Consider the following 15,178-nt stretch of genomic DNA (forward strand, 5'->3'; position numbering starts at 1 on the left):
TAAACTAAAACTATGAGTTGGTTTAAAAATATTTTCAAAAAGGAAGAAAAAGAAACTTTAGATAAAGGATTGGAGAAATCCAGTCAGGGTTTCTTTGAAAAAATGACGAAGGCCGTAGTCGGTAAAAGCAAAGTAGATGATGAAGTTCTGGATGATCTTGAAGAAGTGCTTATTGCATCTGATGTAGGTGCTTCCACTACCATTAAAATCATACAAAGAATCGAAGAGCGTGTTGCCCGCGATAAATATGTGGGGGTGAATGAGCTGGATCAAATTCTTCGTGATGAAATTTCAGGACTGCTTCTTGAAAACCCTCATGCAGGAACAGGAAATATTGATACTTCCAAAAAACCCTATGTCATCATGGTAGTAGGAGTAAATGGTGTTGGAAAAACGACAACTATCGGGAAACTGGCTCACCAGTTCAAATCAGAGGGTAGAAATGTGGTATTAGGAGCTGCCGATACCTTCAGAGCGGCTGCAGTAGATCAGCTTACGATCTGGAGTGAAAGAGTGGGCGTTCCGATTGTAAAACAAGGAATGGGTTCTGACCCTGCTTCTGTAGCATTTGATACAGTACAAAGTGCTGTTGCTCAAAATGCAGATGTAGTGATTATTGATACCGCAGGAAGACTTCACAACAAGATCAACCTGATGAATGAGCTTTCAAAAATCAAAAGAGTGATGCAAAAGGTGATTCCTGATGCTCCTCATGAGATTTTATTAGTATTGGATGGCTCTACAGGACAAAATGCATTTGAACAGGCAAAACAATTTACGGCTGCAACAGAAGTTAACGCATTGGCTGTAACCAAATTAGACGGAACCGCTAAAGGAGGAGTTGTAATTGGTATTTCCGATCAGTTCCAAATACCGGTAAAATATATTGGTGTAGGCGAAAAAATGCAGGATTTACAGCTTTTTAATGGTACGGAATTTGTAGACTCATTCTTCAAGAAAAGATGATTTATATCATGTTTTTCTTATATTAGCAAACAAACCAATTTTATAAATATTAACAATTAAAAAATTTGCAACTATGGGAATACTAACATGGATCTTATTTGGTCTTATTGCAGGTGCAATTGCTAAAATGATTATGCCGGGAACACAAGGAGGTGGATGGCTAATTACTATTATCCTCGGAATTGTGGGAGCATTTGTAGGAGGAGCTATTGGAGTTTATATTCTACACTGGGGAGATGTTGAATCATTCTGGAATCCTAGAAGCTGGATTCTGGCAATCGGAGGCGCTTTGATTGTCCTCTGGATCTACGGAATGGCCACGAAGAAAAGCTAGCTGATGCTGATAAAAAAATAAAATCCCGGATCTGAAATTCAGATCCGGGATTTTTGTGTACAATATAATTTAGTTAGTTAACTCTTATTTGGTAAGGCATTTCCATTTTTACTTCAGACTGTAATTTTTTATCTGTAATCTGTTGTAAAATCTCATAATTGGATTTACCTATTTTACTCTTAATAACTCTGGCAGAAACATCTTCCTCGTTAAGGTCTTTGAAAATCTGCTCAAATGGAGACATTTTCTTAGGGAAAGAATCTACGTTATAAGATTTCAACCCTGCTTTTTGTGCGGCAAATTTTACAGCATCATTCAACGTTCCCAGTTCATCTACCAGTCCGATTTCTTTAGCGCGGGTACCACTCCATACTCTACCACCCCCGACATTATCAATCTCTTCAAAAGACTTTTTCCTGTTTTGAGTAACAAAATGGACAAATCTCTTATACGTTCCTTCAACACTTCTCGTCATCATATTAACCCCGTAAGGCGAAACTCCGTTTAACCCCGAGTAATACATAGAATTAGCATTGGTAGAAACAATATCCGCACGAATTCCGTTCTTGTTCGCAATATCTTTATAATAAGGCATCACTCCGAAAACTCCGATGGAACCTGTAAGAGTGTTGGGTTCTGAATAAATTTTATCCGCTGCCATTGCAATGTAGTACCCACCAGAAGCGGCATAGTCACCAAAAGAAACAACCAAAGGCTTTTTCTTTTTCAATTGCTGCAATTCAAATAAAATTTCATCCGAAGCATTAGCACTTCCCCCCGGAGAATTGATTCTGAAAACAACAGCCTTCACTTTATCATCATCCTGAAGCTTTTTAATATACTTTACATATCTCTCAGAATTGATATCATTATATCCATCTCCATTATTAATAGATCCTGAAGCATATAATACCGCTACCTTTTCACCTGAAGCATCATCATCAGAATAAGAGCTGATATAGCTGGCTACTGAAATCTTATTTAGCTTCTCTTTATCTTTTAAGCTTAATTTTGACTTAATCAGATCTTCGTACTCTGTTTTTTGAATAAGTTTATCTGCCAGTTTATATTTTAATCCTAATTCAGGTATCATTCCGTATAAACTATCTACAACTGTTCTGAACTGGGCAGTATCAATTTTTCTTGAAGCTGCCATTTTATTGGATGTATTTTTCCAAAGGTCGTTCAGAAGTGTGCTGAGCTGTTCCTTATTCTCAGGAGAAATATCATTTCGTAAAAAAGGTTCTACTGCAGATTTAAATTTACCATGGCGTATTACCTCGATCCCAATTCCGTATTTGTCTGCAAAGCCTTTCAGGAATGTCACTTCAGTAGAAAGACCTTTTAATTCTATACCTCCTGAAGGATTAAGATAATACTGATCTGCTACAGACCCTAAGTAATAAGCGGATTGTGAAACTCCATTTCCGTAAGCATACACAAACTTTCCACTCTTTTTAAAATCCTGGATCGCATTTCTAAGATCATCAATCTGGGTCAGCCCGGCGTTCAGATCATCTGCCTCAATACTTATTCCCTTAATATTATCATCTGTTTTAGCTTTGTTAATAGCTTCCAATACATCATATAAGAGGATGTTCTTATTTTGACCACTGATTCCGAACAGTCCCATTTCTTCTTCAGTAGGACTATCTATTATTTTAGTTTTTAAATTAATCGTCAGAACCGAGTTCTTTTTCACCACTACCGACTTATCACTCCCCATCGAACTAAACACAAGCATTATAATGAAAAAGAAGAAAAATAAGACGCAAAGTATGACAATTGCGACTATATTTGCCAAAACGTTTTTAAAGAAACTTCTCATAAATCAATCAATTTTTTCAATATGTCGCAGCAAAGGGTAGTTTTGTTACTAGGAAGTAATCTCGGAGAGCAAAAAAAAAATATAGAGCTTGCATTACAGAAAATAGAGAATGCCGGAAATAACATTTCACAAATAAGCGAATTTTTAATATCAGACCCTGTAGAATTTGTTAGTTCCAATATTTTTTGTAATATTGCAACAGTAATATTCACGCATCTTTCACCAATTCAGCTGCTTGATTGTATTAAAAGTATAGAAGTTGAAATGGGAAGAATTAATGATTCAATCGTATCCGGAGGCTACACAGACCGAATAATAGATATTGATATCATTAAGTATAATGAATTAAACTTTGTATCAGAAAGATTAGAAATCCCTCATAAAAAACATCTTTTTGAAAGGGATTTTTCCAGAATATTATTAAAGGATTTTATTTAAAACATAAAACATATTGTATGAAATTAGGTTTATTATTATTGGCGACACTGCCTATAGCTGCCTACGCACAAGATAGCAGTACTACAGTAAACTCTTCTACAGAGTACCCTAATACTTTTTCTTCGGGTTCCGCAAACGTGCAACCATTTAACAACAAAGCCAAGCGTTTCAGAGATTGGTCTATTTCTGTTGGTGGTGGTCCGGCATTTATGGTACACTCCGCTTTAACCTCCATTAATAAGGATAAGGTTAATTGGGGATATAATGCTTACATCAGTATTGATAAGCAAATCTCGCATACATTCGGGGCAAGCATTATGTACACCAGAGGAGAAACAAAACAAACAGGTCAACTTCCTGGATTACCAGGACAATTGGCAGGTGTAGCAACCGCTACCACTCAGTTTGATCAGGTTTCCCTATTAGGAGACATTAACTTTTCCAATTTATTAAGAAGAGTTGATAATCATTCTCCATACCGATGGGCTTTCCATGGTTATGGTGGAATCGGACTTCAGGCATACAGAACCTCTCTGCATGACAATGACCGAAACAGATGGAGTGATAATCCTAAAAGAGTTCCTCTATTTGTTAGAAAAGAACTTGATTTTGGATCTTTATACTATCAGTTTGGTTTAGGACTAAAATATAACGTTTCTAAACTTATTGATGTTGAAGCCAGAACCATGTATCTGATCAGTGGAGAACAGTCGTTTGACGGAAGTGGATATAATAACTCAAGTTATGATCCTGCCGCACCTGTAGAATCACAATACAGATACACTATATTGAACAACAAGAGATCTTACAATGCATGGACTGTTTCTCTGGGAGTATCTTTCAAACTAGGAAAAGCGTCACAGTTAACACACTTGGCATGGCATGATCCACTTCAGGAAGCCTATTACAGAACTAACGTTCTTGAGAATGCTTCTACTGATTTTGTTGTATGCGAAAAAGGCGATAAAGATAATGACGGAGTATGTGATGATTGGGACAGACAGCTTGACACTCCTGCAGGAGCAAGAGTTGACGGTGCCGGAGTTGCATTAGATATGGACCTTGATGGAGTTATAGACTTATACGATAAGTGTGTAACCGTTCCAGGACCAGTTGAAAACAACGGATGCCCAGTTAAATAACAAAGCTGCTAAAACAGCTTTGTACTTCATTCACAAAAAATCATAATAATAATACACGATGAAATTAAGTTTAGCAATTGCTGCACTGGCTCTAACGATGCCAGCGGTAAGTTATGCACAAGACTCAACTGTAGCTACTGACGGAAAGTATCCCAATACTTTTTCTTCCGGATCTGCAAATGTTTCCCCATTTACCAATAAATCAAAAAGATTTAATGACTGGTCTATTTCAGTAGGAGCAGGAGTTCCATTGATGCAATCAGCAGATTTAACATCTATTAAAAATGGTAACGGTAAAAACCTTTTTGGATACTCTGCTTATGTAAGTATTGACAAAGCTATTACTCATGCTTTTGGAATTAATTTACAATATGACAGAGGTGAAACCAGACAAGGATGGTTCAACACCAAAGATGCTGCTCCTGATGCAAAAGCAATAGCTGGTAGAACTCAGTATGATGCGATCTCTATTTTAGGAGATATCAACTTCTCTAACCTATTGAGAAGAGTTGACAATCATTCTCCTTACAGATGGGCACTTCATGGATATGCCGGTGTTGGTACAATCGCCTACAGAGCCTATCAGAAAGATATCAACGGACAACAACTCATGACTGAAGTAAAACCTTTCAAGCTTGGTTCAATGTTCGGACAGGCTGGTGCTGGTTTGAAATTTAAAGTAAGCAGAAGAGTTGATATTGAAGGTAGATTAATGTATGTGATAACCGGTGATGATACCTTTGACGGAGGTGGTGATCCATACAGCCAAGTTAACAGACGTTCTTCACAAGTTTCCGACAATTTCTTTAACGCTACTTTAGGAGCATCTTTCAAACTAGGAAAAAATCAATCACATTTAATGTGGCATGATCCACTTCAGGAAATCTATTACAAACTTGATGTTTTGGCCAACAAAAAACAAGACATTGAAGTATGTAAAAAAGGAGATGCTGATAACGACGGAGTATGCGACGATTGGGACAGACAGCTTGACACTCCTGCCGGAGCAAGAGTTGATGGTGCCGGAGTTGCTCTTGACACTGACTTAGATGGTGTAATTGACCTTTACGATAAGTGTGTAACGGTTCCTGGACCTGTTGAAAATAATGGTTGTCCGGTGAAAAAAGACAATAATCAAACTGCAGTAGAGGTAGAAAAAACATTAAAAGATATCTACTTCAACTTTAATAAAGCTACGATCAGACCAGAGTCTAACAGCAAACTGGATCTCGCAGCTTCTATTATTAAAGAAAACGGAGGAAATTATCTGTTAACAGGACATACTGATATCAAAGGAAGTGCAGCTTACAACCTGAGATTATCTAAAGAAAGAGCAGCTGCTGTTGTATCAGCTTTAGAGAGTAGAGGTATTAGTGATAATGTATTAAAATCCAAAGGTGTAGGTTCTGCAGAAGCAAAAATTCCTGCTTCCGCTTCAGACGCCGAAAGATTGGCAGATAGAAAAGTAACAGTAAGATTTGTAGAGGGTTCAGAGTGGAATTCTATTCAAAAGAAAGACTATGAAGACGCTCCAGTGAAGAAAGCTGTGAAAAAATCACCTGCTAAGAAAAAGAAGAAGTAATTCCTTATTATATGACTTAAACCGAAAAGAATTCTTCTTTTCGGTTCATTTTTTTTCTACTACGGAATATTTTACATACCTTTATATCATTTTACGGGCATTGCGTACTAAAACAGCTAAAAGCCAGCACATTTGCTCTGAAAAAAATTATACAAAATCACTTTTTTAACGTAAAAAATCATTTAAAATAACTTAACTTAAAAAAATAACACTATGAAATTAAGTTTAGCAATTGTTGCATTAGCTTTGGCAATTCCCACTGCTATCTATGCACAAGACTCGACGGCAGTTTCAAATGGAACGTACCCTAATACTTTTTCTTCCGGATCTGCCAATGTTTCCCCATTTAACAATAAATCGAAAAGATTTAATGACTGGGCTATTTCCGCAGGGGTTGGTGTTCCATTGATGCAATCTGCAGATTTAACATCTATCAAGAATGGTAACGGTAAAAACCTTTTTGGATATTCCGCTTATGTAAGTATTGACAAAGCCATTACTCATGCTTTTGGAATTAACTTACAATATGACAGAGGTGAAACCAGACAAGGTTGGTTCAATACCAAAGATGCTGCTCCTGATGCAAAAGCAATAGCTGGTAGAACTCAATATGATGCGATCTCTATTTTAGGAGATATCAACTTCTCGAACCTATTGAGAAGAGTTGATAATCATTCTCCTTACAGATGGGCACTTCATGGATATGCCGGTGTTGGTACAATTGCCTACAGAGCCTATCAGAAAGATATCAACGGACAACAACTGATGACTGAAGTAAAACCTTTCAAGCTTGGTTCACTGTTCGGACAGGCTGGTGCCGGTTTAAAGTTCAAAGTTAACAGAAGAATCGACATCGAAGGTAGATTAATGTATGTGATAACCGGTGATGATACATTTGACGGAGGCGGTGATCCATACAGCCAAGTTAACAGACGTTCTTCTCAAGTTTCCGACAACTTCTTTAACGCAACTTTAGGGGTATCTTTGAAATTAGGAAAACACGAATCTCACTTAATGTGGCATGATCCACTTCAGGAAATCTATTACAAGCTTGATGTTTTGGCCAACAAAAATCAGGATATCGAGGTATGTAAAAAAGGAGATGCTGATAACGATGGAGTATGCGACGATTGGGACAGACAACTTGACACTCCTGCCGGAGCAAGAGTTGATGGTGCCGGAGTTGCTCTTGACACTGACTTAGATGGTGTAATTGACCTTTACGATAAGTGTGTAACGGTTCCTGGACCTGTTGAAAACAACGGTTGCCCAGTAACTACAGGACCTGTAATTGAAACAGAAACTAAATTAGAAGGAATTGAATTTGACTTAAATTCTGACAGAATTTTACCATCAAATACACCAATCCTGAACAATGCTGTAAACTATATCAATTCTTCAACAGGTGCTTACAATGTAATCGGAGCTACTGATACAAGAGGTACTGATGCTTACAACCAAAAGCTATCTCAAAGAAGAGCAAACAACGTTAAAAATTATTTAATTAAAAACGGTGTTCAATCTGGTAAACTAAATTCAATAGGAAAAGGTAAAAAAGACCTTAAATATCCTGAGTGCGAACCAGCAACAAAATGCCCTGAATGGAAAAACAGAGCAAACAGAAGAGTTTACTTCGAAGCTAAATAATAAACTTTTTAATTATTATATAAAAGTCACGCCATGCGTGGCTTTTTTTATTTTAATACTTTCCCTATTTTTACGTCATGATTTCTTCGCAGGATTTTCAAAAATTAAAATATGATACTCTTAAGTATTTTTGGGGCTACACCGGCTTCAGGGATTCTCAGGAAGAAATCATCAATTCCGTTCTTAATGAAAAAGATACGCTGGTTCTACTTCCTACCGGTGCCGGGAAGTCTTTATGTTACCAGCTTCCTGCCTTATTAAAAGAAGGAACCTGCCTCGTTATCTCGCCATTGCTTGCTTTAATGAAGGATCAGGTAAACCAGCTTAAGTTCCGTGGGATAGATGCTGAGTATCTGTCTTCAGAATTGGATGAATATGATGCTGAAAACATTTATAACCGTTGTAAGGAAGGGCTTACGAAACTTTTATATGTTTCTCCTGAACGATTAACAAATAGTCAGTTTCTACAGAATATTGAAGAAATTCAGCTATCATTCATCGCGGTCGACGAAGCCCACTGTATTTCAGAATGGGGACAGGATTTCCGTCCAAGTTATCAGAATATTAAAAACTTCAGAACTAACAATCCTGAAATTCCTTGTTTGGCCTTAACTGCTACGGCCACTCCAAAAGTACTGGAAGAAATCAAAAATAAACTGGAACTGAAAAATCCAGGTGTTTTCCAAAAAAGTTTTAAAAGAGATAATATCAGAATTTTTTCAGAAGAAGTTTCCGATAAATTCCAACGTGTCCTTGATATCCTTAAATACAACAATGATTCGGGAATCGTATATGTAAGAACCCGAAAAGAAGCAGAATTACTGGATGAATTTTTGAAAAAAAATCAATTAAAAAATGTTGATTACTTTCATGCCGGGCTAACTACAAAAGAAAAAAACACCAGACAAGCTACCTGGAACAAAAGTGATAATCATGTGTTGATTTCCACCAACGCGTTTGGAATGGGAATCGATAAGGACAATGTACGTTTTGTGATCCACTACTCACCTGCTGCATCTTTAGAAAATTATTATCAGGAAATCGGAAGGTCAGGAAGAGATGGAAAAGACAGTTTTGCGTTTATGCTTTGGAATAAGCAGGAGCTTTCGAATTTTGATGAGATTTTAAAAAATCAAACTCCGAATAAGGCTGAATTTTTAAGAATTATCAGCTACCTCTACTCTATTTTTCAGGTCGCAGAATTTGAGTTGCCGGAAAAAACATTCCAGCTTAATAGTTCAGGAATACAAAACTTCACAAGATTATCAAAGGCAAAAATCAATAATGTTCTTGGCTTTTTGCATAATCAGGAAATCATTTATTATAATGACAATAAAAGCCTGTCTTCTCTGGAGCTTTTTATTAAGGCTGATGAAATAGATCAATTACCTCAAAAAGATGCTTATTTCATAGAGCTTCTTCTCCGTACCATGTCCGGAATCACTACGCACAAAGTATTATTTAGCGAACAACAGGTAAGTAATAAAATCGGAGTTGGTCTTCCATTAATAAAAGAACGACTTAAAGAACTTCAACAGAAAAACTACCTTGAATACATCGACGGTGCTTTGTCTAGCATCAAGTTCTTAAAACCTCGGGATGAAAGAGCTATTCAGAATGCTTACTGGAAACTGTTTGAACACATTCAGAAAAATAAAATCCAGAAATGGGAAGAGATGAAATTTTACGTAGAAAATAACGACTACTGCAAAATGAAACTTATCCTGGCTTATTTTGGAGAGAAAAATTCAAAAAATTGTGGACAGTGTTCTGTTTGTGAAAAAAATAAACAATCCATTTTCGGAAAGAATATTTCCCAGCAGATTATTAATTTATTATCTAAGAAGCCTTCAACCATCGAGGAACTTTCTGTACAACTGAGTTATCATTCTAAAAATAATATCCTGGAAAACCTTATTTTTCTTTTAGATTCCGGAAAGATAAAAATGCTGAACTTCAGAACCTATGCAATTAATCATTAGTAATGAGTAATGAATAATGAGTAATTTGTAACAAATATTTTCACAAAATTTCGTTACCGTCTTAGCTCTTACTCTTTTTCAATTTTCAACTATTAAGTAAAAACTTATCTTTGTAGTATGAAATCATTGAAAGTCGTTTTTTTAGGAACTCCCGAATTTGCTAAAACCTCTTTGGAGACTATCCATCAATCTCATCATCATGTAGTAGGTGTTGTAACCGTTGCTGACAAAGCCAGCGGACGTGGACAAAAAATTAACCAGTCACCGGTAAAAGTATATGCTGCAGAAAATAATATTCCTGTTTTTCAACCTGAAAAATTAAGAAATCCTGAATTCTTAGAAGAGCTTAGAAAGCTGGATGCCGATGTTTTTGTGGTAGTAGCGTTCAGGATGATGCCCAAAATTCTTTTTGAAATGCCTGCAATGGGAACTTTCAATCTTCATGCTTCTTTATTACCGGATTACAGAGGTGCTGCACCTATCAATTATGCAGTCATTAATGGTGAAGAAAAAACCGGAGCTACTACTTTCTTTATTAACGAAAAGATCGATGAAGGAAACATTCTTCTACAGGAAGAATTGGAAATTTTACCTGATGAGAATGCCGGAAGCCTTCATGACAGACTTATGGAAATGGGCTCAAAATTAGTTGTAAAAACATTGGATGGCCTTGCTGAAAATACTATTGAGGAAAAACCTCAGCCACAAGTTGAGCATCCTAAAAATGCATATAAAATTTTTAAAGAAGATACCAAAATCAATTGGGACGCTTCTTCAAAAACCATACATCAGTTCATATTGGGAATGTCACCGTATCCTGCTGCTTTTACAATTTTAAAAATCGGAACGGAAGAGAAAGGATTAAAAATATTTGGAGGTACATTCGAAATTTCAAATCATGGGAAGCCTGCCGGAACATTAGATATTTCTAAAAACGAATTTAAAATTTATACGCAGGACGGAATTTATTTTCCACAGGAACTTCAATTGGAAGGAAAAAAAAGAATGACCGTGAAAGATTTACTGAATGGTTTCAGAAATTTTGATGAAATCACCCTGTAATATGTACTGATACTCAATTTTTAACCACAAAAGACACAACTTTTGTTCGAAAACTTCTGTGGTTAAAATATTGGTTATAGACTAGCTTTTTACAATTTTCCTGCGAACCCTGCTCAGAGATTCAGGAGTTACCCCGAGATAAGCTGCCATCTGAATATTGGTAATGCGATGTGCTGTTTGGGGATATTTCTTTAAAAATTCAAGATAACGTTCTTCTGAAGATTTACTTAAATTATCAATAATCCTACGCTGCAATGCTATGATTGACATCTGAAACTTAAGTCTCATCAGTCTTTCAATTTCCGGAATTTCGGAATAAAGCTTTTCTTTATCTACTTTAGAAATAATAAGGATTTCGCTGTCTTCAAGAGCCTGAATATTAAGTTTAGAAGGAATATTATTGATAAAACTGTCGATATCCGAAATCCACCAGTTTTCAATTCCAAAGTATAAAATTTGTTCATCTGCATTGCGGTCCGTATGAAAGACTTTAAAGCAACCATTTATTACAAATCCTTCATAATTACAAATACTTCCTTCTCTTAAAAGAAATTCTTTTTTCTTCACTTTCTGCACGGTAAAGGCATTGCAATATTTCTCCAGTTTTTCGTCTGAAATATCAATGTATTCTCTGATGTGTTTTTTTAAAGACTCAGTCATGATTTAAAAATAAAAAAAGGTTTAGAAAAATCCTAAACCTTTTTGTTATTATTCATCAATAAATTCCCAGCAAAGTTCATTCATCATTGATTATTTTCTTATTATAATTGTACCAGCTCCGTCACCTCTACATCATATCCTCCAACCTGAGGTTTGATATTTGGGTTTTGAGTGATTACTTTAAACTTATTAATTCCCAGATTTTTTAAAATCTGTGTTCCGATACCGTAATCTCTGTAGTTATAAGCTAATGTAGGATGCTGCTCCTGTCCATCCTGATAGTTCAGGAATTGCTGAAGTTTTCTTAATGTATTTTCAGAATTAGAAACATTATTAATAAAAATAATAGCTCCTTTTCCTTCTTCATTTACCATACCGGTTACTTTTTCCAATAAGGGCTTTTCACCATTATTCAATCTTGTCAATACATCAAAATAAGAATCGGAAGACTGTACTCTTACCAAAACAGGCTCATCAACAGTCCATGCTCCTTTTGTCAGTGCAAAGTGAATCTGGTCGTTAGAAGTCTCTCTGAAAGCATAGAAATCAAACTCACCGTAGTGCGTTTTCACTTTTTTCTCCTCAAGTCTTTCTACCAAGTTTCCTTTTTTAAGTTGATAATGAATCAAATCTTCAATGGAAACGATCTTCATATCGTGCTTTTGAGCGAAAGCGTGAAGTTCAGGCAGACGGGACATAGTACCGTCTTCATTCATAATCTCACAGATTACTCCTCCTTCTTTCAAGCCAGCCAAGTGCGTAAGGTCAATCGCTGCTTCAGTATGTCCTGCTCTTTTTAGTACCCCTCCTTTTCTTGCACGAAGCGGGAAGATATGTCCGGGTCTCATAAAATCTGTAGGCTTGGATTTTTCATCCATCAAAGCTAAAATTGTTTTTGCTCTGTCTCCAGCAGAAATACCTGTAGAAGTTCCGTTACCTAAAAGGTCAACAGATACTGTAAAAGCAGTTTCTTTAGGATCGCTGCTTCTGCTTACCATTACCTCTAATCCTAATTCGTCACATCTTTTTTCAGGAAGTGGCATACAGATAAGTCCTCTTCCGTGAAGAGCCATAAAATTGATAATTTCCGGCGTTGTTAACTCTGCCGCACAAAGAAAATCACCTTCATTTTCTCTGTCTTCATCATCTACTACTATTATTATTTTACCATTTCTAAGGTCTTCTATAGCCTCCGGAATAGTATTTAATTTAATATCGGACATTTTTACTTTTTATTTGTGCAAAGATACTTATAAAAATAAGCATCTGCCAATTAATATGAACGGTTTATTAGGCTTTGGATAATGAGTTGGCTGCCTCTCTGAAAATTTCGTAAGATCTTAGTCTTTTCTGGTGATCATAAATATGGGAATTGATCATCACCTCATCTACATTGAACTTTTCCTGAAAATCTTTAAGCTTTTCCTGAATTTCAGCCCGATCCCCAATAAATGTATATCTCAACTTCTGCAAAACCATCGATTTTTCCATAGGCGACCATATGTCATCCATATCATCAACCGGTGGGGCAAAAGGCTTTCTGTCATTTCTTACAATATTAATGAACGCCTGAAATAATGTTGTTGAAATTTTGTGTGCCTCTTCAGAAGTATCCGCAGCAACTCCATTGACACAGGCAATGATATAAGGTTTATCTGAGTATTTTGAAGGTTCAAAATTTTCTCTGTATATTTTAAAAGCCATTTCCATCTGTTCAGGAGCAAAATGTCCTGCAAAGGCATATGGCAAACCAAGCTCAGCAGCCAGCCACGCACTATCTGTACTGGATCCTAAAATATAAAGCGGAACATCAAGGCCCTCTCCGGGAATCGCACGAACCATTGCATCAGCATTTTCTTTGGAAAAATACCGTTGAAGCTCAAGAATTTGCCTTGGAAACTGCTCGTTGATAATGGCAGGATTTCTTCCCAACGCCTGAGCCGTTAATCCATCAGTTCCGGGTGCTCTTCCCAGTCCGAGATCTATTCTTCCCGGAAAAAGAGATTCCAGGGTTCCAAATTGTTCTGCAATAACCAGAGAGCTGTGGTTAGGTAACATGATACCACCCGATCCTACTCTGATTTTTTTTGTTCCATTGGCGATAAAACCGATTAAAACCGAAGTTGCCGAGCTGGCAATACTTTCCATGTTATGGTGCTCAGCAAGCCAGAATCTTTTATAGTCTAAGTTTTCAGTATGATTAGCCAGAGACAGGCTATCCTGAAAAGTATCATGAATGCTTTTATCTTGTTTTACCGGAGCAAGATCTAAAACAGAAATTTCAAAATTTTTCATATCGACATATTAATTTTTTCAAAAGGTGATAAGGAATCTCCTTTGTGAAATTCATAATTATAAATTGGGTCTTAAAAAACCAGACAAATGTATAACATAAAAATTGCATTAGTTACTTTTTGTAATTGATAGGATTGATTGATGAGTTCATGAAAAAACTATTAAAAAATAATTTTTATTATCAATTTTATTTGTAGGACAAATTTCGCCGTCATCAGTATATTTAAGAACAAAAGTCATCATATAAATAATTTTGTAAATCAATACAAAAACCCAAATACGACAATCCATAACCAAATCAATATTTTAACATTAATAAATCATTAAAAAGAGAAATAAAATAGTATATTCGTATAGAAAAAGAAAAAACAGATTGCCTTTTCACACCATTAAAAATACGTATATGAACAAAAAAATTTATGGCTTATTCAAAGCTAACAAGGCAGCTTTTGCTGGTTTTATCATTTTTGCAGCCCTTACCTCTTGCAGTAAAAGCAATGAGGAAATCACGGCAGAGACTCAGGCTAATGCTTTAAATATTGAAAGCATACAAAAGGGTCAACTCAACGGACAGGCAATTACTTATATCAAGAAAGACGGAAAGAATTTTTTCCAGGGAGATATTGTTCTTACCGATCAGCAATTAGCGGGAGATAATTCAGCTAATAAAGGAGGAGCAACCCTTTCAAGATGGCCGGGTGGTAAAATCTATTATACGGTTGCCAGTAATATGGGCTCTATAAACGCAAATAAAATTACCTCTGCAGTAAGTGAGTATAATACAAAGACGAATGTCCAATGGATCCCCCGCACCAATCAGACAAATTATGTACAATTTATTTTTGGAAGTTCATCAGGAGCAGATGGATGGGCTAACATTGGATATCAGGGTGGAAAACAGACTATTTCTCTGGATCAATATATTTCTGTAGGATCGGTCATTCATGAAATGGGTCATGCCGTTGGACTTTATCACGAGCATGCCCGTAAAGACAGAGATCAATATGTAAGTATCCAGTGGAATAATATTCAGGATGGACAGGCTTATAACTTCAACATCTATAATTCCGGAACAGATATAGGTGTTTTCAATATAAATTCAGTGATGATGTATTGGCCCAATTCTTATTCTAAAAATGGGCAACCAACAATTAAGAGAGCTGATAATACTAATTTCACTTACAACAGAAACGGGTTTACAACCGGAGATATTAATACTATCAATGCGATGTATCCTTAAAC

13 protein-coding genes are annotated in these 15,178 nt (G+C 36.2%); 9 read left to right on the plus strand and 4 right to left on the minus strand.

All coding sequences use genetic code 11. From position 1 onward, the window contains the following. Positions 1-12 precede the first annotated feature (12 nt). Positions 13-966: a signal recognition particle-docking protein FtsY gene (ftsY, locus tag EG342_RS01075; protein ID WP_103292116.1), complete on the plus strand. Its 954-nt coding sequence runs from the start codon at positions 13-15 to the stop codon at positions 964-966. 73 nt (positions 967-1,039) lie between these two features. Continuing rightward, a complete protein-coding gene (locus EG342_RS01080; protein WP_103292115.1) occupies positions 1,040-1,300 on the plus strand; it encodes a GlsB/YeaQ/YmgE family stress response membrane protein in 261 nt (86 codons plus the stop codon). Positions 1,301-1,373: 73 nt separating this feature from the next. Here the strand turns inward: EG342_RS01080 and sppA are convergent, their stop codons facing one another. After that, complete coding sequence (sppA, locus tag EG342_RS01085; protein WP_103292114.1) at positions 1,374-3,128, minus strand: signal peptide peptidase SppA; 1,755 nt, start codon at positions 3,126-3,128, stop codon at positions 1,374-1,376. Between the two features lie 21 nt (positions 3,129-3,149). Here sppA and folK point away from each other — a divergent pair, with 21 nt between their 5' ends. The 6 genes from folK to fmt all read left to right on the plus strand — a co-directional run bounded on the left by folK (position 3,150) and on the right by fmt (position 10,981). Then, the gene (folK, locus tag EG342_RS01090; protein WP_103292113.1) at positions 3,150-3,566 is read left to right on the plus strand and encodes a 2-amino-4-hydroxy-6-hydroxymethyldihydropteridine diphosphokinase; all 417 of its coding nucleotides are present in this window, start codon (positions 3,150-3,152) and stop codon (positions 3,564-3,566) included. Between the two features lie 17 nt (positions 3,567-3,583). Further along, complete coding sequence (locus tag EG342_RS01095; RefSeq protein ID WP_103292112.1) at positions 3,584-4,708, plus strand: flagellar motor protein MotB; 1,125 nt, start codon at positions 3,584-3,586, stop codon at positions 4,706-4,708. 58 nt (positions 4,709-4,766) lie between these two features. Next, positions 4,767-6,290, plus strand: coding sequence for an OmpA family protein (locus tag EG342_RS01100; protein ID WP_103292111.1), 1,524 nt, complete (start codon positions 4,767-4,769; stop codon positions 6,288-6,290). Between the two features lie 213 nt (positions 6,291-6,503). Then, complete coding sequence (locus tag EG342_RS01105) at positions 6,504-7,937, plus strand: OmpA family protein (RefSeq protein WP_103292110.1); 1,434 nt, start codon at positions 6,504-6,506, stop codon at positions 7,935-7,937. 77 nt (positions 7,938-8,014) lie between these two features. After that, the gene (locus tag EG342_RS01110) at positions 8,015-9,919 is read left to right on the plus strand and encodes a RecQ family ATP-dependent DNA helicase (RefSeq protein WP_103292109.1); all 1,905 of its coding nucleotides are present in this window, start codon (positions 8,015-8,017) and stop codon (positions 9,917-9,919) included. A 117-nt stretch (positions 9,920-10,036) separates the two neighbouring features. Beyond that, positions 10,037-10,981 carry a methionyl-tRNA formyltransferase gene (gene fmt / locus EG342_RS01115; RefSeq protein ID WP_103292108.1) on the plus strand — a complete coding sequence of 315 codons (945 nt, stop codon included), beginning with the start codon at positions 10,037-10,039 and terminating at the stop codon, positions 10,979-10,981. Positions 10,982-11,062: 81 nt separating this feature from the next. Here the strand turns inward: fmt and EG342_RS01120 are convergent, their stop codons facing one another. From EG342_RS01120 to EG342_RS01130, 3 genes are all read right to left on the minus strand, one after another. Further along, the gene (locus EG342_RS01120) at positions 11,063-11,641 is read right to left on the minus strand and encodes a Crp/Fnr family transcriptional regulator (RefSeq protein ID WP_103292107.1); all 579 of its coding nucleotides are present in this window, start codon (positions 11,639-11,641) and stop codon (positions 11,063-11,065) included. A gap of 101 nt (positions 11,642-11,742) precedes the next feature. Beyond that, the gene (ribB, locus tag EG342_RS01125) at positions 11,743-12,864 is read right to left on the minus strand and encodes a 3,4-dihydroxy-2-butanone-4-phosphate synthase (protein ID WP_103292106.1); all 1,122 of its coding nucleotides are present in this window, start codon (positions 12,862-12,864) and stop codon (positions 11,743-11,745) included. A gap of 67 nt (positions 12,865-12,931) precedes the next feature. Then, positions 12,932-13,936 carry an LLM class flavin-dependent oxidoreductase gene (locus tag EG342_RS01130; RefSeq protein ID WP_103292105.1) on the minus strand — a complete coding sequence of 335 codons (1,005 nt, stop codon included), beginning with the start codon at positions 13,934-13,936 and terminating at the stop codon, positions 12,932-12,934. A 403-nt stretch (positions 13,937-14,339) separates the two neighbouring features. Here EG342_RS01130 and EG342_RS01135 point away from each other — a divergent pair, with 403 nt between their 5' ends. After that, entirely contained in the window at positions 14,340-15,176 is an 837-nt protein-coding gene (locus EG342_RS01135; protein WP_103292104.1) for a M12 family metallopeptidase, read from the plus strand. Positions 15,177-15,178 lie beyond the last annotated feature (2 nt).

The sequence above is a fragment of the Chryseobacterium lactis genome (assembly GCF_003815875.1).
Lineage (GTDB): Bacteria > Bacteroidota > Bacteroidia > Flavobacteriales > Weeksellaceae > Chryseobacterium > Chryseobacterium lactis.

Bases quoted from the DNA above. Each gene is read 5' to 3' on its own strand.
- EG342_RS01095 (WP_103292112.1), top strand. From the start codon at position 3,584: ATGAAATTAGGTTTATTATTATTGGCGACACTGCCTATAGCTGCCTAC.
- ribB (WP_103292106.1), bottom strand. From the start codon at position 12,864: ATGTCCGATATTAAATTAAATACTATTCCGGAGGCTATAGAAGACCTT.
- EG342_RS01080 (WP_103292115.1), top strand. From the start codon at position 1,040: ATGGGAATACTAACATGGATCTTATTTGGTCTTATTGCAGGTGCAATT.
- EG342_RS01110 (WP_103292109.1), top strand. From the start codon at position 8,015: ATGATTTCTTCGCAGGATTTTCAAAAATTAAAATATGATACTCTTAAG.
- sppA (WP_103292114.1), bottom strand. From the start codon at position 3,128: ATGAGAAGTTTCTTTAAAAACGTTTTGGCAAATATAGTCGCAATTGTC.
- fmt (WP_103292108.1), top strand. From the start codon at position 10,037: ATGAAATCATTGAAAGTCGTTTTTTTAGGAACTCCCGAATTTGCTAAA.
- folK (WP_103292113.1), top strand. From the start codon at position 3,150: ATGTCGCAGCAAAGGGTAGTTTTGTTACTAGGAAGTAATCTCGGAGAG.
- EG342_RS01120 (WP_103292107.1), bottom strand. From the start codon at position 11,641: ATGACTGAGTCTTTAAAAAAACACATCAGAGAATACATTGATATTTCA.
- EG342_RS01130 (WP_103292105.1), bottom strand. From the start codon at position 13,936: ATGAAAAATTTTGAAATTTCTGTTTTAGATCTTGCTCCGGTAAAACAA.
- EG342_RS01135 (WP_103292104.1), top strand. From the start codon at position 14,340: ATGAACAAAAAAATTTATGGCTTATTCAAAGCTAACAAGGCAGCTTTT.
- EG342_RS01105 (WP_103292110.1), top strand. From the start codon at position 6,504: ATGAAATTAAGTTTAGCAATTGTTGCATTAGCTTTGGCAATTCCCACT.
- EG342_RS01100 (WP_103292111.1), top strand. From the start codon at position 4,767: ATGAAATTAAGTTTAGCAATTGCTGCACTGGCTCTAACGATGCCAGCG.
- ftsY (WP_103292116.1), top strand. From the start codon at position 13: ATGAGTTGGTTTAAAAATATTTTCAAAAAGGAAGAAAAAGAAACTTTA.